Genomic DNA, 18,598 nt, shown 5'->3' on the forward strand with positions numbered 1-18,598 from the left:
TCAGGGAAAGCCCTTTATGTATCAATGGTCATTCGTGTTAAATTACACCTGTAGTACCAGTATTCGCACAGATCAATTCGCTAAACGGTAGAGCCGTGCAACGAATGGTTTTAACCACAGTTTTTATTCGGGAAACCCGATGAAAGGTGAGCATCATGATGCAGGATCAAAGAGATAACTCCTATCTCTTCGGCGGAAACGCACCCTACGTAGAGGAACTCTACGAATCCTACTTGCACGATCCAGCTTCCGTAGCTGATCATTGGCGAGATTATTTCGATAACGTGAAACAGGTTCCTGCGGTTGACGGTTCATCTCGAACTGACATTGCCCATGCACCTATTGTTGCTTCATTTGCTGAGCGCGCTAAGCAAGGTCCAATCAGAACGATTTCTGATTCGGCTGACTCAGAGATGGGCCGCAAACGCGTTGCTGTTCAGCAGTTAATTGCCGCATACCGTAACGTGGGCAATCGCTGGGCAAACTTAGATCCATTAAAGCGGACAGAGCGCCAGGATATTCCTGAGTTAGATCCCGCTTTCTATGGCTTTACTGATGGCGATATGGATATCGTTTTCAATACAAGTAATACATTCTTCGGTAGAAACGAAATGTCCCTGCGCGATTTGCTCCAAGCATTGCGCGAGACATACTGCGGCACGATCGGTGTCGAGTTTATGTTTATTGCCGACCAAAAGATTAAGAAGTGGTGGCAGGAAAAATTAGAGTCTATTCGCTCAACCCCACAATTTAACGTGGATGAGAAGCGTCAAATCTTGGATCGCGTAACTGCTGCTGAAGGCTTAGAGCGTTACCTCCAAGCTAAATATGTTGGTCAAAAGCGCTTCTCCCTAGAGGGCGGCGAAAGCTTTATTGCCTGCATGGATGAGTTGGTTCGTGATTCAGGTAATAAAGGCATTCAGGAAATCGTGATTGGTATGGCTCACCGTGGTCGTCTCAATGTATTGGTCAACACCTTGGGCAAAATGCCTAAGGACTTGTTTGCTGAGTTTGAGCACAAGGGACCAGAAACATTGCCTGCGGGTGACGTTAAATACCACCAAGGTTTCTCAAGCGATATTTCTACTCCCGGCGGTCCGGTTCACTTGTCATTGGCATTTAACCCATCCCATTTAGAGATCGTTAACCCAGTAGTTGAGGGTTCTGCACGTGCTCGTATGGAGCGTCGTGGCGATATGTTGGGTATGCAAGTGATGCCAGTATTGGTTCACGGTGATGCTGCGATTGCAGGTCAGGGCGTGATGCAAGAAACATTGGCGATGTCAGAAGTTCGTGGTTATTCCACGGGCGGCACAATGCATATCGTGATTAACAACCAGATTGGTTTCACGACCTCAGATCCACGTGACTTGCGTTCGAGCTTGTATTGCACGGACATCATGAAGATTGTGGATGCCCCGGTATTGCACGTGAACGGCGACGATCCTGAAGCGGTAGTGTTGGCGACTAAGTTGGCTGTTGAGTTCCGCATGAAGTTTCATAAGGACGTTGCAGTTGACATCATCTGCTTCCGTAAATTGGGTCACAACGAGCAAGATACGCCTGCAATGACTCAGCCTTTGATGTACAAAATCATTGCCGCACATCCTGGCACACGTAAGCTCTATGCCGACAAACTAGAGGCTCAAGGCGTATTGCCTGCCGGTACTGGTGACCTCATGGTTAAAGAGTACCGCGCTGCAATGGATGAGGGTAAGCAAACCTCCGATCCAGTGTTGAGCAACTTCAAAGGTAAGTTTGCGGTAGATTGGTCTCCGTTCTTAAATAAGAAGTGGACCGATGAAGCCGATACAGCGATTCCATTAACAGAGTGGAAGCGTTTGGCTGAGAAGATTTCTACTATTCCCGAAGGTTTCAAGGCTCATCCATTGGTTGCTAAGGTCTATAACGATCGTGCCGCTATGGGTCGCGGTGAGGTGAACGTGGATTGGGGTATGGGCGAGCATATGGCTTTCGCATCCCTGGTGGCTAGCGGCTACCCAGTGCGTTTATCTGGCGAAGATAGCGGACGTGGAACCTTTACCCACCGTCATGCGGTATTACATGAGCAAAACCGTGAGAAGTGGGATACCGGTACTTATGTCGCTCTTCAGCATGTCACTAAAGATCAAGCGCCGTTTGTGGTGATTGACTCGATTCTTTCTGAAGAGGCTGTCCTGGGTTTTGAATACGGCTATGCCGCTGCAGAACCAAACACCTTAACAATTTGGGAAGCGCAATTCGGTGACTTCGCTAACGGCGCTCAAGTAGTGATTGACCAGTTCATCGCCTCAGGTGAAGTGAAGTGGGGTCGTGCGAATGGTTTGGTCATGATGTTGCCGCATGGTTACGAAGGTCAAGGCCCAGAGCATTCCTCTGCACGTCTTGAGCGCTTTATGCAGTTATGTGCCGACACGAATATGCAGGTGATTCAGCCGACTACTGCGGCGCAGATCTTCCACGTATTGCGTCGTCAAATGATTCGTCAGTTCCGTAAGCCGCTGATCTTGATGACTCCTAAATCATTGTTGCGTAACAAAGAGGCTGCATCACCTTTATCTGAATTTACTAAAGGCGGTTTCCAAACCATCATTGGTGAGCGTGATGATTCTATCGATGCGAAGCAAGTTACTCGTTTAGTCATGTGTTCTGGCAAGGTCTATTACGACTTAGTTAAGCAGCGCGCTGAGAAGAAGATTGCTGATGTAGCGATCATTCGCTTAGAGCAGTTGTATCCATTCCCGCACAAAGCATTGACTGCTGAGTTGAAGAAATATCCGAAATTGGAAGACGTGGTGTGGTGTCAAGATGAGCCGCAAAACCAAGGTGCTTGGTTCTTTGTCCAGCACAACATCTTGGAAAACATGTCTGATGGCATGAAGTTGGGCTACGCAGGCCGTCCTGCATCAGCATCTCCAGCTTGTGGTTATGCCCATCTCCACCAAGAACAGCAGAAGTCTCTACTGAATGCGGCATTTGCCAAACTCAAAGGTTACGTGATCACGAAATAATCGTCTTCATAACTCAACATACACACATACATATAAACAGGATTAATCATGGCTATTTTCGAAGTTAAAGTTCCACAACTCTCCGAGTCAGTTGCTGAAGCAACTTTGTTGCAATGGAAAAAGAAGGTTGGTGACGCTGTTGGTCAAGACGAGATCTTGATCGAAATCGAAACAGACAAAGTTGTTCTCGAAGTTCCAGCGCCTTCCGCTGGTGTTTTGACACAAATCGTTGTTGCTGACGGTGGTACTGTTGTTGCTGAGCAATTGATTGCAAAGATTGATAGCACTGCTGTTGCCGCTGCCGCACCTGCACCTGCCGCTGCTCCTGCAGCAGCACCAGCAAAGGCAGCTGCTCCTGCCGCTAAAGCTGGCGCAGCTGCCGCTCCTTCCGCTGCAAAAATTCTTGCAGAGAAGGGTGTCGACGCTGGTCAAGTTGCTGGTTCAGGACGTGATGGTCGTATCACTAAGGGTGATGCATTGAATGCTTCTGCAGGCGGTACTAAATCTGCTGCATTGCCAAGCGCGCCAGTTCCAATGGGTGATCGCCCAGAAGAGCGTGTACCAATGAGCCGTTTGCGTGCTCGTATTGCTGAGCGTTTGCTTGAGTCCCAAGCTAACAACGCTATTTTGACTACATTTAATGAAGTCAACATGGCGCCAGTAATCGCTATGCGTAATAAGTACAAAGATCAGTTTGAAAAAGTCCATGGCGTGAAGTTGGGCTTCATGTCTTTCTTTGTGAAAGCAGCTACGCATGCTTTGAAGAAATTCCCACTCTTGAATGCTTCAGTTGATGGCAATGACATCGTTTACCACGGTTACTTTGATATCGGTATTGCAGTAAGCTCACCACGTGGCTTGGTAGTTCCGATTTTGCGTGACGTTGACCAAATGAATTTGGCTGACATTGAGAAGAAAATTGCTGAATTCGGTGCCAAGGCTCGCGATGGCAAATTGTCGATTGAAGAGTTGACTGGCGGTACATTCTCCATCTCTAACGGCGGCGTATTCGGATCGATGTTGTCTACCCCGATCATCAACCCACCGCAATCCGCTATTTTGGGTATTCATGCAACTAAAGATCGTGCTGTAGTTGAAAACGGCCAAGTCGTTGTTCGCCCAATTAACTACCTTGCTTTGTCATACGATCACCGCATTATTGACGGTCGTGAGGCTGTGCTTGGTTTAGTTGCTATGAAGGATGCTTTAGAAGATCCTTCACGTCTTCTCCTTGATTTGTAAGAAGGGAAGATCATGAGCCAAGCTTTTGACGTAGTAGTAATTGGTGCGGGCCCTGGTGGCTACATCGCCGCAATTCGTGCAGCGCAACTTGGATTTAAGGTTGCCTGTGCTGAATCTAGTTCCTATGATGATCCTAAAGGTGAAACACGTTTGGGTGGTACCTGCTTAAACGTGGGTTGTATTCCCTCTAAGGCATTGTTGGCATCTTCAGAGGAATTTGAAAAGATCAGCCATCATGCTGCGGATCATGGCATTAAAGTGGGTGCAGTAAGCATCGACTCTAAAAAGATGATCGCTCGTAAAGACGATATTGTTACCAAAATGACGGGTGGCATTCAGTACTTGTTCCGTAAGAACAAAATCACTTTGTTAAAAGGCCATGCTTCATTCGAAGGTAAGAATGCCGATGGTTATCAAGTAAAGATTGATGGCAAAGACAAAGAAACGGTTACCGCAAAGAATGTCATTATTGCTACCGGCTCTAAAGCGCGTCACCTTCCTGGTATCGCTGTAGACAACGTCTTGATCTGCGATAACGAAGGTGCGCTCAAGTTTGATTCTGCTCCTAAGAAATTAGGCGTTATTGGTGCAGGTGTGATCGGATTAGAGTTGGGCTCCGTATGGCGCCGTCTCGGTGCTGAAGTGACTGTACTTGAAGCCATGCCTTCATTCTTGGGTGCTTGCGATATCGGTATTGCAAAAGAAGCTCAAAAGCTCTTTGCTAAGCAAGGCTTAGATATTCATACTGGCGTGAAGATTGGTGATGTTAAAGCCGACAAGAAGGGTGTAGTGGTGAATTACACCGATAGCGCTGGTAAGGCTGCTAAGTTGGAATGTGAACGCTTAATTGTTTCCGTTGGTCGCGTACCTAACACCGACAAATTGGGTTTAGACAAGATCGGCCTTAAAGTGGATGAGCGTGGCTTCATTCCAATTGATGATCACACCTGTGCTACTGCTGCACCTGGCGTTTATGCTGTTGGTGACGTAGTACGCGGCCCTATGTTGGCACACAAAGCAGAAGACGAAGGCGTCTTGGTTGCCGAAGTGATTGCCGGTCAAAAGCCGCATATCGATTACAACTGCATTCCTTGGGTGATCTATACCGATCCTGAAATTGCCTGGGTTGGTAAAACTGAACAAGCACTCAAAGAGGCGGGCATTGCTTATAAAGCAGGTCAGTTCCCCTTTGCTGCTAACGGCCGTGCATTAGGCATGGGTCGTGCTGATGGTTTCATTAAGGTATTGGCTGATGCCAAGACTGATGAGATTCTTGGCGTACATATTATTGGTGCCAATGCTTCTGACTTAATTGCTGAAGCAGCGGTTGCAATGGAATTTAAAGCAGCAGCAGAAGATATTGCTCGTATCTGTCATGCACATCCAAGTTTGTCTGAAGTGATGCGCGAAGCAGCGTTGGCGACAGACTCACGTGCATTAAATATGTAATTGAAAACCATTGAGTTTTACCAACAAGAGTTAAAAGCGCGCGGGTATCAAAGTGATCCCGCGCAGCTTTGTGCTGTAGAGCGTCTTCAGGAATGTGAAGATCAATGGATTGCTTATAAAGAAATCCGCAGCAATACCTTAAAGAAAAAGATATTCAAACCAACGCTCCCACGCGGTATTTACTTATGGGGTGGGGTAGGTCGCGGCAAGTCCTTCTTGATGGACTGCTTTTATGCGGCCTCACCATTAGAAAAGAAAATCCGCATTCATTTTCATGAGTTCATGCGTGAAGTACATCGTGAATTGCATGAGCTGTCAGGAATGGCAGACCCACTCGATGAGCTTGCTAAGCGTATTTCAAATCGCTATCGCCTTATCTGCTTTGATGAGTTTCACATCAACGACATTGCCGATGCGATGATTCTCTATCGCTTGCTCAGCGCACTCTTTGCCGATCGCGTGCAGTTTGTGATGACATCAAACTATCGTCCCGATCAGCTCTATCCGAATGGTTTACATCGTGATCGATTGATTCCTGCAATTAAGCTGTTGGAAGAAAAGTTAGATGTCTTGAATGTAGATGCGGGCAATGATTACCGCCGGGTTCAAATGGCGCAAGTCGAGGCCTATCTCACCCCGGCCAATGCCGAGACGCAAGCAACGCTCGGTCAAATGTTTCAAACCTTGATTGGTAATCAAAAAGAAGCGCGTAATCCAGTGCTCAACATTGAGTCCCGTGAGTTGCGACCGCTTCACATGGCGGACGGTGTTGTTTGGTTCGACTTTAAAACTTTGTGTTGCGGCCCACGCTCACAAAATGATTACTTAGAGATTGCCAACCAGTTTCATACGGTGATTTTGTCTGGGGTGCCCTATATGCCCCCAAGAATGACAAATGAAGCTCGCCGCTTTATTTGGCTAATCGACGTCTTGTATGACCACAAGATTAAGTTAATCATGTCTGCTGAGGTCCCAGCTCCAGATTTGTACACTGAGGGCCAAATTACGGCTGAATTCTCTCGAACCGTGTCCCGTTTGATTGAGATGCAGTCCCGTGACTACCTAGATGCGCCGCGCCGGGTAATTGACACCAGCTTGACCTAAAATAGGGTTATGAGCAGCTTTTCACCCCTAAATGCCGACTTGCATTGCCATTCAGTGATTTCTGATGGCACTTTGACGCCCGAACAATTAGCGGAGCGTGCCAAAGCCAATGGAGTGCATTTGTGGGCGCTAACCGATCATGATGAGTTGGGTGGTCAGAAACGTGCGCGAGAAGCAGCTAGTGCACTAAAGATCGAATACCTTGCTGGTGTAGAAATTTCTGTCACTTGGATGGGTGAGACGATTCATATTGTTGGTCTTGGAATTGATGCTGAGCATGCTGGCATCATCGAAGGACTTCGTCGCACTCGTGATGGCCGAGGTAATCGCGCCAAACTGATGGCAGAGCAGTTACTCAAAGCAGGTATACCCGGTGCTTATGAAGGCGCACTTCATTTTGCAGGCAATCATGATTTGATTTCAAGAACACACTTTGCGCGCTTCTTAGTAGAGCAGGGTGTTTGTCGTAATACCGAGCATGTATTTAAAAATTATTTAATTGAAGGCAAACCAGGATATGTACCTCATCAGTGGGCTACTCTAGATGACGCTGTTAGCTGGATTAAATCAGCAGGTGGTGTAGCGGTGATTGCCCATCCTGGACGCTACAGTAGACTCAATGCCATGCAAATGGATGAGCTCTATAAACACTTTAAGGATATCGGCGGCCTAGCGATAGAGGTCATTACTGGCAGCCATAGCCCTGATCAATATAAAACCTTTGCAAAGATTGCGCAGCAATATGGCTTTTTGGCCTCTCGTGGCTCAGACTTTCATGACCCAAGCGAGAGTCATATAGATTTAGGCAATTTGCCGCACTTACCGGATCACCTCACGCCAGTATGGTCTGCATTTCATTAAACGATTAATTCATTAACTCCATCATTACTTAACCACTTAGAAAAAGAATACAGATGTTTGCTGAACGCGTTCTCTCTGGCATGCGACCAACCGGTAGCTTGCACTTGGGTCACTACCATGGTGTATTAAAGAACTGGGTGCGCTTGCAGTCAGAGTATCCATGCTTCTTTTTTGTGGCTGATTGGCATGCATTAACTACTCATTACGAGACTCCGGATGTCATTGAGCAGTCTGTATGGGATATGGTGATTGATTGGTTGGCAACGGGCGTTGATCCAAATCAGGCTACTTTGTTCATTCAAAGTAAAGTGCCTGAGCACGCTGAACTGTTTTTATTGCTCTCCATGGGAACCCCGCTGGGCTGGCTTGAGCGGGTACCTACCTATAAAGATCAAATTGAGAAACTCAAGGAAAAAGATCTCCAAACTTATGGTTTCTTGGGTTATCCATTGCTGCAGGCGGCTGACATATTGATGTATCGCGCACAGTTGGTGCCAGTTGGTGAAGATCAGGTGCCACACGTAGAGATGACTCGTGAAGTGGCGCGCCGCTTTAATTATTTATACGGACGCGAACCCGGTTTTGAAGAAAAAGCTTTAGAGGCAGTTAAAAAATTAGGCAGCAAGCGCGCCAAAATGTATGCAGAATTACGAGTGGCCTTCCAAGAGCGCGGTGATGAAGAGGCGTTGGAGCAGGCTAAAGCATTGCTGCAAGAAGCGCAGAGTTTATCGATGGCTGATCGCGAAAGACTCTTTGGCTTTTTAGAAGGCGCTCGCAAAATTATTCTGCCTGAGCCACAAGCATTACTCACAACAGCATCACGTATGCCTGGTATTGATGGGCAAAAGATGTCGAAGTCCTACGGCAACACCATTAGCATTCGCGAAAATCCCGATGATGTCATTAAGAAGATTCGTACGATGCCAACTGATCCGGCGCGCGTCAGAAGAACTGATGCCGGAGACCCGGCACGGTGCCCCGTATGGCAACTGCATACTGTTTACTCCAATGAAGAAACGAAACAGTGGGTTGATAAGGGTTGTAAATCTGCTGGTATTGGATGCCTCGAGTGTAAGCAACCGGTAATCGATTCAATTTTGGCTGAGCAGCAGCCGATGTTTGAGCGTGCTCAGAAGTATTTGGATGACCCTAGTTTGCTGCGTTCCATCATTGCTGATGGTTGCGACAAGGCACGCAAGGTTGCCCAAGAAACTATGCGTGAGGTTCGCGAAGCAATGGGCCTTGCTTACGATTGAGTCTTAATCTTGCCTAGCCCGCACGATGCCATTTTGAATGCCTCTCCTTGGGTAAGGAGATTTGTACCCCTCATTCCAAAGGGTGGGGTGGTACTGGATTTAGCTTGCGGATCAGGGCGACACTCTGAGTTATTGGCAAGCATGGGTCATGATGTCTTGGCGGTTGATCAAGATGTCGCAGCAGTAGGTTCTGTTGGTAACCCTTTAATCACTCCAAAGCATCTCAATCTTGAACAGGCTGATTGGCCTCTGATAGGTTCGGAGTTCAGTGCGATCGTAGTGACAAACTACCTCTATCGTCCGCACTTAGACCAATTGCCCAAAATGCTTCAGCAGGACGGTGTTTTAATCTATGAAACCTTCGCCCTGGGGAATGAAGAATTTGGTAAGCCATCTAACCCCAATTTCCTGCTAAATCCAGGGGAATTGCTCACTTTTGCCTCCCGTCATGGTCTTAAGGTAGTGGCTTATGAGGATATTTACGTAGATCAACCCAAACCAGCTATGGTTCAGCGCCTGTGCGCGGTAAAAGGTGAGCTAAAACAGCGCATTCCGTTACAATTTCAGGGTTAAGACAGCTAAAAATCGGTGCATATTCGGTGACAAATACAGCTCATTCCAAAGGTAGCAAAAAGCCCATCGCTGGCAGTATGCCGGCTATCGTGACTCCCATGTTCGAAGATGGCAGCTTGGATTACGCTAGCTTGCGTTCCTTGTTGGATTGGCATGTGTCTGAAGGTACTGACGGCATTGTGATTGTTGGTACTAGCGGTGAGTCTCCAACAGTTTCTGTTGAAGAGCATTGCGAGCTCATTCGCGTGACAGTGGAGCAGATTGCTGGACGTATTCCAGTGATTGCTGGCACTGGCGGTAACTCTACGATTGAAGCGATTGAATTAACTCAATTTGCTAAGCAGGTTGGCGCGGATGCCAGCTTGCAGGTAGTACCGTATTACAACAAGCCAACGCAAGATGGCATGTTTGCTCACTTTAAGAAGATTGCTGAGTCGGTTGATTTGCCAGTGATTTTGTATAACGTTCCTGGCAGAACGGTTGCTGATTTGGCTGGCGATACGGTCGTCCGTTTAGCGGGTGTGCCAGGCATTATTGGTATTAAAGAGGCAACAGGTAGCTTAGAGCGTGGCACCTTATTGATTAATGATCTCAAGCGTGCTGGACATCAAGACTTCTCCGTATTTTCAGGCGACGATCTGACTGCAGCCATGTTGATGTTGATGGGTGGCAAGGGAAACATTTCTGTCACGGCCAATATTGCTCCGCGTTTGATGCATGAGCTCTGCGTAGCAGCTATGTCAGATGATGTGAAAAGAACCCGTGAAATTCAATATCAATTGATTGCAGTCCATAAAGCCATGTTCACAGAGGCTAACCCAATCCCAGTGAAGTGGGCATTACACGAAATGGGCAAGATCACTGCAGGCATTCGTTTGCCATTAACACCTTTAAGCAATTCTTTGCGTGAGCCTTTGAAGGCAGCGCTAAAACAGGCCAACCTACTATGATGAATTTGCTCCAACTATCCCGTCGACATTTTTCGATTCTGATTTTAATCGTTATCGGTTCTGCTGTATTGACTGCGTGTAAGACGGTTACCAGTAACGATACCGTTGACTATAAGAGCGCGGGCGCTGTGCGTGGCCCAAATTTATCCTATCCTCCAGACTTGATTACCGCTCAGGCTGATCGCCGTTATATTGTTCAAGATGGAACGGCCACGATGTCTGAATACAATGCTGCTGTCAAGAAATCGGTACAGATCCGTAGTAATGTTATGACTGGTATTCCGGGGATGCGGATTGCTCGTGATGGCGAGCGTCGTTGGCTGGTAGTTGAAAAACCAGCCCCCGAACTCTATCCGCAAGTAAAAGATTTTTGGCAAGAGAATGGCTTCTTATTGGTGATCGACTCACCATCTACTGGAATTATGGAAACCGATTGGGCTGAAAATCGCGCCAAGATCCCGCAAGATTGGATTCGCTCCGTCGTTGGCAGCGCAGTAGACTCAATCTATGACACTGGTGAGCGGGACAAATACAAAACACGCTTAGAGCTATCCAAACCTGGCGAGACTGAGATTTACATTACCCATCGCGGCATGATTGAAAAATGTGTAACCGATACTCCGGGGGGAGCATGCATATCCACTCTTTGGACACCGCGCCCCAATGATCCTGAGTTAGAGGCTGTTTTCTTGGCGCGCTTGATGGAGCGCTTGGGAATGACTCAAGAGCAAGCCAGGGCAATGGTTGCGGCTCCTCTAAGCCCTAAAACCCCCAAAGCGAAGTTTGTGCAAGAGGGCAGCAATCAGGGTTACATCGAGCTAGCCACTGGCTTTGATCGTTCATGGCGCGATATTGGATTGGCATTGGACCGCTCGAACTTCACTGTTGAAGATCGCAATCGTTCCACTGGTGTTTACTATGTTCGTTACGTTAATCCGAAGGACTTGGGCGACACCAAGGGCTTCTTCTCTAATCTCTTTAGCAGTAAAGATGATTCGGGTATGAAGGCTAAAAAATATCAGGTACTTGTGAAGAGTACTGGCGAGAATTCTGCAAATGTTTATGTGCAGAACGCTGATGGTAAGCCAGAAAATACGCCTGCTGGTTATCAATTGCTGACTTTGTTAACGGAGCAACTAACAAGGTAGTAGTTATTGAAGACAAATAAAAAAGCCGCTTTTCAGCGGCTTTTTTTCTTCATGAAGAAGATTACTTCTTAGCGTCAGCAGCAGGAGCAGCTGGAGCTGGAGCAGCAGCAGGAGCTTCAGCAGCAGGAGCAGCTGGAGCAGCAGCAGGAGCTTCAGCAGGTTTTGCTTCTTCTTTTTTACCGCAAGCGGCCAAGGCGATTGCTAACATAGCAGCGAATACGAGTGACTTCTTCATTTGTAAATTCCTTTAAAAAAATTAATAACAATTACCGGTAATTGTTCTTTGGATATACCGAGGGATTGCCCCTAAGTAGTTTCCAGTAAATATTATATCCATCTCCGTATTCAGTGTTCAAAAACCAACCATCCGGCTAAATAAGCCTCATAAAGGCTGGATTGACCAAGCTGTTTGAGTTTGCCCACCCTGAGTTCTTTATGTGCCGAGAGGCTCTGCCAGGCCGAAAGAATATCGGGAGCTTGTCCCTGGGTCATGGATTCTCCATTGCAATACACCTGTTTTCCAAGGCTCAGAATACGGGTTTGTGCATGGGGGAGAAGTCTGTTAGACCCAAGTTTCTTAAGGAATGCATTCGGTTTTAGGGGTCTATCGGGGGCGTCAAAAAGGGCTTGTTGTTTGGGTTCTGATAGATAGGCGGTAATCCCAGGTAAAAATCCATCAATTTGGTCTAGTTTTAGCTCTTTGAGCTTTGAGCCTAGTTGTTTGATGAGCTCTTCGGGCAATTGCTCTGCACTATGAGTTGCGCCTTGTTTAGGATCTGCAAACTTGCTCTCTAGGGCGGGAATATCTTCCAAAGATTCGGCTAGGCGCCACAAACCTTCTTGCAGTAATTCTTTAAAGCTGGGGGAACGAAATCCAACAGACCATGTTTGGCAACCTGCATCTAGTGCAATGCCATCATGAGCAACATGAGGCGGTAAATACAACATATCGCCAGGCTCTAGCGTCCACTCCTGCTCAGGTTTAAAGTTACGCAGAATTTTTAGCGGTAGATTAGGGTTGAGGCTCAGATCTTTTTGTTCTGAAATTTTCCACTGCCTTCTACCAGACATTTGAATCAGGAAGACGTCGTAAGAATCAAAGTGGGGGCCAACACCGCCTCCAATACCAGCAATGCTAATCATTAAGTCATCTAAGCGCGCATCAGGAATAAAGCGGAACCAAGACAGAATGTTTGCAGCTGCTGGATGATGGGCCTCCATTCCTTGAAGCAATAAAGTCCAGTCGGGCTTGTCGATCGATGGAATTGCCCTTTTAGTAAACGGTCCGCTATCAAAACTCCATGGATTGGATTTAACCAAGCGAGCCTCTACCTCATCTTGCAGGGCAAATTTGAGTAACTCTTTGGTGGGAATTGGGCTATCCAGGAGTCCACCGGCGTGAGCCGAAAGGGCAAATGCCGGAATCGCCCCGCGGATGAGAAGAGGCTTTTTATGCCAATATCGTGCCATGAACTGGTCTGGGCTAATACCCCCAAATAAGGCCCAGGGCTCGCCTAAAGGGAGTTTTGAGGGAGCCTGAGGCGGTTCATAGGGTTTGCTCAAGTAAAATGAGGTCATAAAGTAAAAAGCTGTTTAGAAACTGATTAAAAACGAATGTTCGACAAATTCCGCATGAAGATTGAAAAAAATACTATCGTATCCCTTCGCTATAAGTTAACCGATGCGCAAAACAATGTCATCGAGGAACCTGATTCTCCGATGGTATACCTGCACGGTGGTTATGAAGGCACTTTTCCTAAAATTGAGACTCTGCTTGATGGCCAAGATATCGGTTATGAGGCAACGATTCAGCTAGAGCCAAGTGAAGCCTTTGGTGAATATGATCCTGAGTTGTTAAAGATCGAGCCACGCACCCGTTTCCCTGAGCCCTTAGAAGTGGGGATGCAGTTTGAAGGGGTTCCTGATGCCGATGAAGATACGACAGTAGATGACCCTGAAGATGATGAACCTTTAATTTATACAGTTACTGATGTTGCAGATAGTCAGGTCGTGTTAGATGGCAATCATCCCTTAGCAGGCATGGCATTACGTTTTTGGGTTCAAGTTGAAGATGTTCGCGCAGCTACTGATGATGAAATTGAAAATCGTCATCCAGAAGGCGGCGAAAGCTTTTCATTTGGGATGCCTAATGATGAGGGCGATGATGAGGATGAAGAATTTCCAGGTGGTGCATTAGGTGGTGATAGCACTGGCCCACGTACGCTGCATTAATCAATACCAGACCTGCATAAAAAAAGGAATAGCATGCTATTCCTTTTTTTTATACATTATTTCTTCTGCATGACCCCAAGGGGTAACTAAGAATCACTATTCTCTCAACCACTGTTTAATCGCATCAAGGTCGCGTTTGGTATCACTAGAGCCTTCAGCATCAATGCCAGCAGGGGTGTTGCTTAACTTGGCTAATGCCTTCTCTAGCGCTGCAATCTTGGCTTCCTGTTCGATCGTGGCATCAATTAAACCTTTGAGTGCCATTGATACAGGATCATCTACATTCGGTGTCACTCCATAAGCAGAAAAATATTCTTTTGTTTTGCTATCAGGACTTTGCGGTAAATCTGGATGCAGGATGCGCGCAGGAATACCAACAGCAGTCGCACCCGCAGGAATTTCTTTTAGTACTACGGCATTGGATCCAACGCGTGCGCCATCGCCTACAGTAAATCCACCGAGAACTTTTGCACCAGCACTGACCACAACACCTTTACCAAGAGTAGGGTGGCGTTTAACGCCTTTATAAAGCGAAGTACCGCCCAAGGTAACGCCTTGATAAATCGTGCAGTCATCACCAATTTCTGTGGTCTCGCCAATCACAATGCCAAGTCCATGATCCAGAAATACTCGGCGACCAATCTTTGCGCCAGGATGAATTTCTATCCCCGTGAAAAAACGCGCAAACATGGACAGCACACGGGCAAGCCATTTCAGACCAAGATTCCACAGAAAATGGGAGATGCGATGCAGCCAAACTGCATGCAAGCCTTGGTAGCAAGTGATGACCTCGAGACGATTCCGGGCTGCTGGGTCTCTGGCAATAATGGAGTCGACTTGGTCGAATAAGGGATTTGACATAGCTTGATTTTAACGGGATGCGCTTATTTTCTCAGGAGCATCTGTTTTGCAATACCGCGCAGCAGATCAATCTCTTCTTTATGAAGGCGGCTACGAGCAAACAGCGCTTGAATACGGGGCATCAGTTTCTTGGGGTTGGCTGGATCTAAATACCCAATTGCTTCCAAACCTTCGCGCCAATGTTCCACCATCGCTGCAACGGCCGCAGGGTCGGCAAAATCAGCCATTTCTTCCCGGCTAGATAAGGCATTTCGCCCGCCCAAATGCCGGGAGAGTGTTTCCCTAAGGGTGTAGGCGCAGACCATAATTGCCTGTGCCAGGTTAAGAGACGGGTAGTCCGGATTGGCATCTAACCAGACTCTATGGGTGCATAAGGCCAAATGATCGTTATCCAAGCCAGTTCTTTCTGGACCAAAGAGCAGGGCAACCTGTCCTCCTACTGATGTCGTATCGGCTATTAAGGTCCGAGCGGTCTCCCAGTCTAAGGCTGGCGGGCCAAATTCTCGATCACGGCTGGTTAAGCCTAAAACTAGTGAGCAACCCTCTACGGCGGAAGATAGGGAGCTGGTTTCTGAGGAGCACTCAAGGATATCTGCCGCACCGCTGGCTAGAGCGATTGCATCGGGATTTGTTGCTACACCCTTGATCTTAGGATTAATAAGGCGCAGGTCGCTAAAGCCCATCGTTTTAAGGGCGCGAGCAGCAGAACCCACATTTCCTGGGTGACTGGTTTCGACTAAAACCCAGCGCAGTAGTTCAGATTTGTCGATATTCATCAATGCCAATGGGGGTGTTTATAGGGGGTAATAGATGCTAATCGTTTAGAATCAGTCTGTTAGCTTCGTATTGTCACGCAATTTTCCTTTTTGCAGGCATTACAAGGAGCTTGTTCTTATTTAATTTGTCCATCAATACTATGCATCCCATGTTAAATGTGGCCGTCAAGGCCGCCCGTCGCGCTGGAACAGTCATTAATCGTGCTTCTTTGAATTTGGAGCGCTTGCAAGTTGACCGTAAGCAACACAACGATTTCGTCACCGAGGTGGACAAAGCCGCAGAAGCGGCCATCATTGAAACGCTTAGCGAAGCCTATCCAACTCATGGATTTTTAGCTGAAGAAACAGGCGGGCACAATGCCGATGCAGAAAACGTATGGATCATTGATCCACTCGATGGCACAACTAATTTCATTCACGGCTTTCCGCAGTATGCGGTTTCGATTGCGCTCGCAGTCAATGGCGTGACTCAACAAGCCGTAGTTTATGACCCAACACGTGATGAGTTATTCACCGCTACCCGTGGTGCGGGCGCATATTTGGATCGTCGGCGTTTACGTGTAGCCACTCAAGATCGCTTGGCAAATTCTTTACTCGGTACTGGCTTTCCATATCGTGAAGACCAGGACTTAGAAAAGTATTTAAAGATCTTTGCCGAAATGTCACGTCAATGCGCGGGCTTGCGTCGCCCAGGTGCTGCATCATTGGATTTGGCTTATGTAGCAGCTGGTCGTTACGATGGATTTTTTGAGAGCGATCTCAAACCATGGGACATGGCTGCTGGTGCTTTGCTGATCACTGAAGCGGGCGGACTGATTGGTAACTATCGCGGCGAAGAAGGCTTTCTGAAAAGCGGTGAAGTCATGGCTGCTAATCCACGCATCTTTGCGCAGATGGTGCAGTCGCTCTCTAAGTACTCAGTTTCTTAATAGACATTTCTCGACTCGAGAAGTCAGTAGTGCTTAGTGCTTAATGAGGTCGAGATAGCGCGCTCCAGCACTATCGATCAGTAGGGCGCTTGCCCGAGGGTGAAGGCTCTCAGGGTGATCGAGATCCCAGTCAGATAAAACCCAGCGCTGCCAAGCCTGGGTATCCAAAGATTCTTCATGATGGGCTGGCAAGTGAGTATGCCCATGAATCAATCTGTCTCCAGATTGATCTTTCATCACAGTTGCACAAGCTTCTCGCGTGACATCCATTTTGAGTTGACTTGCAGCCGAGCGTTGCTGTGTTTGATATTGGCTATGGCTATTGCTACGTAAATGTTGGGCAACACCTCTGCGCCAATTGACGGGCAAGGTTAAAAAGAGTTTTTGCACCCAAGGTTTTCTAACCCAACTACGAAATACCTGATAGCCAAAGTCTGCGGTACATAAAGCATCACCATGGGCTAAGACCCATTTGTGTGAAGCTAATTCGACTACGCTAGGGTCTGGCAAGAGCGTCATGCCAGTCTTTTTAATAAAACTTTTGCCGATTAAAAAATCTCGATTGCCATGGATGTAATACGTTTTTACTTTGGCAGAAAGATTGGCGATGGCACGCTGAACTTCTTGTTGAAAAGGTGAGGATGCGGATGCATCGTCACCAACCCAATACTCAAATAAGTCACCTAGAATAAATACAGCCTCAACTTTAGGGGCGTCTTTTTCACAGAAGTCAAAAAAGCGTTGCGCCGTCAAGGGCATTGACGGCGTGAGGTGTAAGTCTGATATGAGCAGCGCGCTCGCGTGTTGCGGAATCATTCCTCGAGAACAGTAGCCTTCTCAATCACAACATCTTCAGCAGGAACATCTTGGTGAAAGCCGGAGCTACCAGTTTTGACTTTGCGAATGGTGTCAACAACATCCATGCCGCCAGTAACTTTTCCGAATACCGCATAACCCCAGCCTTGGGCATTCGGAGCAGTGTGGTTTAAGAAATCGTTGTCATTCACATTGATGAAGAATTGAGCGGTTGCAGAATGAGGGTCGCTGGTACGCGCCATGGCTACAGTGTAGCGATCATTCTTAAGGCCATTATTGGCTTCGTTTTCAATTTCTGCACCTGTTGGCTTTTGCTTCATGCCGGCAGTCATGCCGCCGCCTTGCACCATAAAGTTATCAATGACGCGGTGGAAAATCGTGCCATCGTAATGACCGCTTTTTACATACTGCAAAAAGTTAGCAACACTTTTCGGTGCCTTAGCTGCGTCAAGAGTGAGGGTGATCTCACCCTTATTGGTTTTTAAGAGTACTTTCGCCATTATTAGGTCTACTTTCTAGAGGGTTAGTGGATGGAGTATTGCTAGGCAGAGAATCTGCAGAATTGAGGGCGCGATTAACGGGGCGCTTTGCAGGGGGCTTGAGCACATCTAAGAGTGCTTTAGCGCGGTTGGAGTATTGACGCTGATTCAGCGTTGCATTTTTCGCAGCGTCTTCATACGCTTGAGCGCCAAGGCGAATATAGATCTCACCCAAATTAGCTGAGGCAATGGCATAGCTAGGACGCAGCTTTAATGCAAGCTCTAAATAATCTCGCGCTTCAATCCATTGACCTTGGTTGGCAGCTATCGCGGCAAGATTGTTATAGGGTTCTGGTAATTCAGGGAACTGCTGGGTAATTTCAATCAAGGTTTTTTTCGCTTGATCGAATTGGCGCATCTCAATTTGTAAGCGGGCTTTTACAAAACGCAATTGCACATTGCGTGGTGTCTTCTTGAGATCCATATTGATTTGGGTAACCGCATCTTGGTATTTTCGTGCCTTGATCAGTTTTTCTACATCGGATGGCACCGCATTTTTGGTGATGGGATCCGGCTCAATAATCAAGAAGGATAAAAATGGGACGCCAACGGTCTCCGATAACTCTGGGTTTAATGGGTCATAGCCCATATCCGCCGATAACCTAGGGGGATCAGTTGGGCTGTAACCGCCTAAATAGGGTTGTGGAGCCATTTGGCCTGACTTCATTTCCTGGGCATTTAATGCCTGAATTTCAGCATCGGCACGTTGCTGGGCAGGCGTGCTGCAGCCTGTCATAAGTACCAGTGATACCAAAGTGGCAAAAGCTGGGACTAAGACCTTATTCAGGGCAAGGTGTGGCGCTGGGGCGTTGTGGGGCATAGAGGAAGGGGTGTGAAACGGGCTCATTCGA

The 18,598-nt window shown here is 47.3% G+C and carries 18 protein-coding genes; 11 read left to right on the forward strand and 7 right to left on the reverse strand.

Translation table 11 applies throughout. From position 1 onward, the window contains the following. Positions 1–155 precede the first annotated feature (155 nt). The 9 genes from ICV90_RS04525 to bamC all read left to right on the forward strand — a co-directional run bounded on the left by ICV90_RS04525 (position 156) and on the right by bamC (position 11,594). Positions 156–3,011: a 2-oxoglutarate dehydrogenase E1 component gene (locus ICV90_RS04525; RefSeq protein ID WP_215360067.1), complete on the forward strand. Its 2,856-nt coding sequence runs from the start codon at positions 156–158 to the stop codon at positions 3,009–3,011. 48 nt (positions 3,012–3,059) lie between these two features. Beyond that, complete coding sequence (gene odhB / locus ICV90_RS04530; RefSeq protein ID WP_215360069.1) at positions 3,060–4,253, forward strand: 2-oxoglutarate dehydrogenase complex dihydrolipoyllysine-residue succinyltransferase; 1,194 nt, start codon at positions 3,060–3,062, stop codon at positions 4,251–4,253. 12 nt (positions 4,254–4,265) lie between these two features. Further along, positions 4,266–5,702, forward strand: coding sequence for a dihydrolipoyl dehydrogenase (lpdA, locus tag ICV90_RS04535; protein ID WP_215360071.1), 1,437 nt, complete (start codon positions 4,266–4,268; stop codon positions 5,700–5,702). Further along, a complete protein-coding gene (zapE, locus tag ICV90_RS04540) occupies positions 5,703–6,806 on the forward strand; it encodes a cell division protein ZapE (protein WP_215360073.1) in 1,104 nt (367 codons plus the stop codon). Positions 6,807–6,815: 9 nt separating this feature from the next. Next, complete coding sequence (locus tag ICV90_RS04545) at positions 6,816–7,667, forward strand: 3',5'-nucleoside bisphosphate phosphatase (protein WP_215360075.1); 852 nt, start codon at positions 6,816–6,818, stop codon at positions 7,665–7,667. Positions 7,668–7,720: 53 nt separating this feature from the next. Beyond that, positions 7,721–8,923, forward strand: a complete 1,203-nt coding sequence (locus tag ICV90_RS04550) for a tryptophan--tRNA ligase (RefSeq protein WP_215360077.1) — start codon at positions 7,721–7,723, stop codon at positions 8,921–8,923. A gap of 9 nt (positions 8,924–8,932) precedes the next feature. After that, positions 8,933–9,496 (forward strand): bifunctional 2-polyprenyl-6-hydroxyphenol methylase/3-demethylubiquinol 3-O-methyltransferase UbiG, encoded by a 564-nt coding sequence (locus ICV90_RS04555; protein WP_251367802.1) that lies wholly within the window; start codon positions 8,933–8,935, stop codon positions 9,494–9,496. Positions 9,497–9,573: 77 nt separating this feature from the next. Then, complete coding sequence (gene dapA, locus ICV90_RS04560; RefSeq protein ID WP_215360370.1) at positions 9,574–10,446, forward strand: 4-hydroxy-tetrahydrodipicolinate synthase; 873 nt, start codon at positions 9,574–9,576, stop codon at positions 10,444–10,446. Beyond that, positions 10,443–11,594: an outer membrane protein assembly factor BamC gene (gene bamC / locus ICV90_RS04565; RefSeq protein ID WP_215360078.1), complete on the forward strand. Its 1,152-nt coding sequence runs from the start codon at positions 10,443–10,445 to the stop codon at positions 11,592–11,594. The genes dapA and bamC overlap by 4 nt, the downstream gene beginning before the upstream one ends. A gap of 61 nt (positions 11,595–11,655) precedes the next feature. Here the strand turns inward: bamC and ICV90_RS04570 are convergent, their stop codons facing one another. Then, complete coding sequence (locus tag ICV90_RS04570) at positions 11,656–11,829, reverse strand: hypothetical protein (RefSeq protein ID WP_215360080.1); 174 nt, start codon at positions 11,827–11,829, stop codon at positions 11,656–11,658. Between the two features lie 110 nt (positions 11,830–11,939). Continuing rightward, positions 11,940–13,064 carry a cupin domain-containing protein gene (locus ICV90_RS04575; protein WP_251367803.1) on the reverse strand — a complete coding sequence of 375 codons (1,125 nt, stop codon included), beginning with the start codon at positions 13,062–13,064 and terminating at the stop codon, positions 11,940–11,942. A 162-nt stretch (positions 13,065–13,226) separates the two neighbouring features. On the opposite strand from ICV90_RS04575, the gene ICV90_RS04580 reads away from it, so the two are divergent. Then, the gene (locus tag ICV90_RS04580; protein ID WP_215360372.1) at positions 13,227–13,826 is read left to right on the forward strand and encodes a peptidylprolyl isomerase; all 600 of its coding nucleotides are present in this window, start codon (positions 13,227–13,229) and stop codon (positions 13,824–13,826) included. 96 nt (positions 13,827–13,922) lie between these two features. Here the strand turns inward: ICV90_RS04580 and cysE are convergent, their stop codons facing one another. Together cysE and ICV90_RS04590 are read right to left on the reverse strand one after the other, a co-directional pair. Then, positions 13,923–14,687, reverse strand: coding sequence for a serine O-acetyltransferase (gene cysE, locus ICV90_RS04585; protein ID WP_215360084.1), 765 nt, complete (start codon positions 14,685–14,687; stop codon positions 13,923–13,925). A 23-nt stretch (positions 14,688–14,710) separates the two neighbouring features. Continuing rightward, positions 14,711–15,463 (reverse strand): RNA methyltransferase, encoded by a 753-nt coding sequence (locus ICV90_RS04590; RefSeq protein WP_215360086.1) that lies wholly within the window; start codon positions 15,461–15,463, stop codon positions 14,711–14,713. A 140-nt stretch (positions 15,464–15,603) separates the two neighbouring features. Between ICV90_RS04590 and ICV90_RS04595 the strand changes: the two genes are divergently transcribed. Beyond that, the gene (locus ICV90_RS04595) at positions 15,604–16,392 is read left to right on the forward strand and encodes an inositol monophosphatase family protein (protein WP_215360088.1); all 789 of its coding nucleotides are present in this window, start codon (positions 15,604–15,606) and stop codon (positions 16,390–16,392) included. A gap of 33 nt (positions 16,393–16,425) precedes the next feature. On the opposite strand, the gene ICV90_RS04600 is transcribed toward ICV90_RS04595, so the two are convergent. From ICV90_RS04600 to ICV90_RS04610, 3 genes are read right to left on the reverse strand one after another with little or no spacing between them, the layout of a single operon-like run. Beyond that, complete coding sequence (locus ICV90_RS04600) at positions 16,426–17,208, reverse strand: UDP-2,3-diacylglucosamine diphosphatase (RefSeq protein WP_215360090.1); 783 nt, start codon at positions 17,206–17,208, stop codon at positions 16,426–16,428. After that, a complete protein-coding gene (locus ICV90_RS04605; protein ID WP_215360092.1) occupies positions 17,205–17,708 on the reverse strand; it encodes a peptidylprolyl isomerase in 504 nt (167 codons plus the stop codon). Before ICV90_RS04605 ends, ICV90_RS04600 begins: the two co-directional genes overlap by 4 nt. Beyond that, complete coding sequence (locus tag ICV90_RS04610) at positions 17,680–18,594, reverse strand: M48 family metallopeptidase (RefSeq protein ID WP_215360094.1); 915 nt, start codon at positions 18,592–18,594, stop codon at positions 17,680–17,682. The genes ICV90_RS04605 and ICV90_RS04610 overlap by 29 nt, the downstream gene beginning before the upstream one ends. Positions 18,595–18,598: the final 4 nt, after the last annotated feature.

It is taken from the genome of Polynucleobacter sp. JS-JIR-II-b4 (assembly GCF_018687815.1).
GTDB lineage: Bacteria > Pseudomonadota > Gammaproteobacteria > Burkholderiales > Burkholderiaceae > Polynucleobacter.

What these genes read in the sequence shown, in the direction of transcription:
- ICV90_RS04525 (WP_215360067.1), top strand. Translation starts at nt 156, where the DNA reads ATGATGCAGGATCAAAGAGATAACTCCTATCTCTTCGGCGGAAACGCA.
- odhB (WP_215360069.1), top strand. Translation starts at nt 3,060, where the DNA reads ATGGCTATTTTCGAAGTTAAAGTTCCACAACTCTCCGAGTCAGTTGCT.
- lpdA (WP_215360071.1), top strand. Translation starts at nt 4,266, where the DNA reads ATGAGCCAAGCTTTTGACGTAGTAGTAATTGGTGCGGGCCCTGGTGGC.
- ICV90_RS04545 (WP_215360075.1), top strand. Translation starts at nt 6,816, where the DNA reads ATGAGCAGCTTTTCACCCCTAAATGCCGACTTGCATTGCCATTCAGTG.
- ICV90_RS04550 (WP_215360077.1), top strand. Translation starts at nt 7,721, where the DNA reads ATGTTTGCTGAACGCGTTCTCTCTGGCATGCGACCAACCGGTAGCTTG.
- dapA (WP_215360370.1), top strand. Translation starts at nt 9,574, where the DNA reads ATGCCGGCTATCGTGACTCCCATGTTCGAAGATGGCAGCTTGGATTAC.
- bamC (WP_215360078.1), top strand. Translation starts at nt 10,443, where the DNA reads ATGATGAATTTGCTCCAACTATCCCGTCGACATTTTTCGATTCTGATT.
- ICV90_RS04570 (WP_215360080.1), bottom strand. Translation starts at nt 11,829, where the DNA reads ATGAAGAAGTCACTCGTATTCGCTGCTATGTTAGCAATCGCCTTGGCC.
- ICV90_RS04575 (WP_251367803.1), bottom strand. Translation starts at nt 13,064, where the DNA reads ATGGCACGATATTGGCATAAAAAGCCTCTTCTCATCCGCGGGGCGATT.
- ICV90_RS04580 (WP_215360372.1), top strand. Translation starts at nt 13,227, where the DNA reads ATGAAGATTGAAAAAAATACTATCGTATCCCTTCGCTATAAGTTAACC.
- cysE (WP_215360084.1), bottom strand. Translation starts at nt 14,687, where the DNA reads ATGTCAAATCCCTTATTCGACCAAGTCGACTCCATTATTGCCAGAGAC.
- ICV90_RS04590 (WP_215360086.1), bottom strand. Translation starts at nt 15,463, where the DNA reads ATGAATATCGACAAATCTGAACTACTGCGCTGGGTTTTAGTCGAAACC.
- ICV90_RS04595 (WP_215360088.1), top strand. Translation starts at nt 15,604, where the DNA reads ATGCATCCCATGTTAAATGTGGCCGTCAAGGCCGCCCGTCGCGCTGGA.
- ICV90_RS04600 (WP_215360090.1), bottom strand. Translation starts at nt 17,208, where the DNA reads ATGATTCCGCAACACGCGAGCGCGCTGCTCATATCAGACTTACACCTC.
- ICV90_RS04605 (WP_215360092.1), bottom strand. Translation starts at nt 17,708, where the DNA reads ATGGCGAAAGTACTCTTAAAAACCAATAAGGGTGAGATCACCCTCACT.
- ICV90_RS04610 (WP_215360094.1), bottom strand. Translation starts at nt 18,594, where the DNA reads ATGAGCCCGTTTCACACCCCTTCCTCTATGCCCCACAACGCCCCAGCG.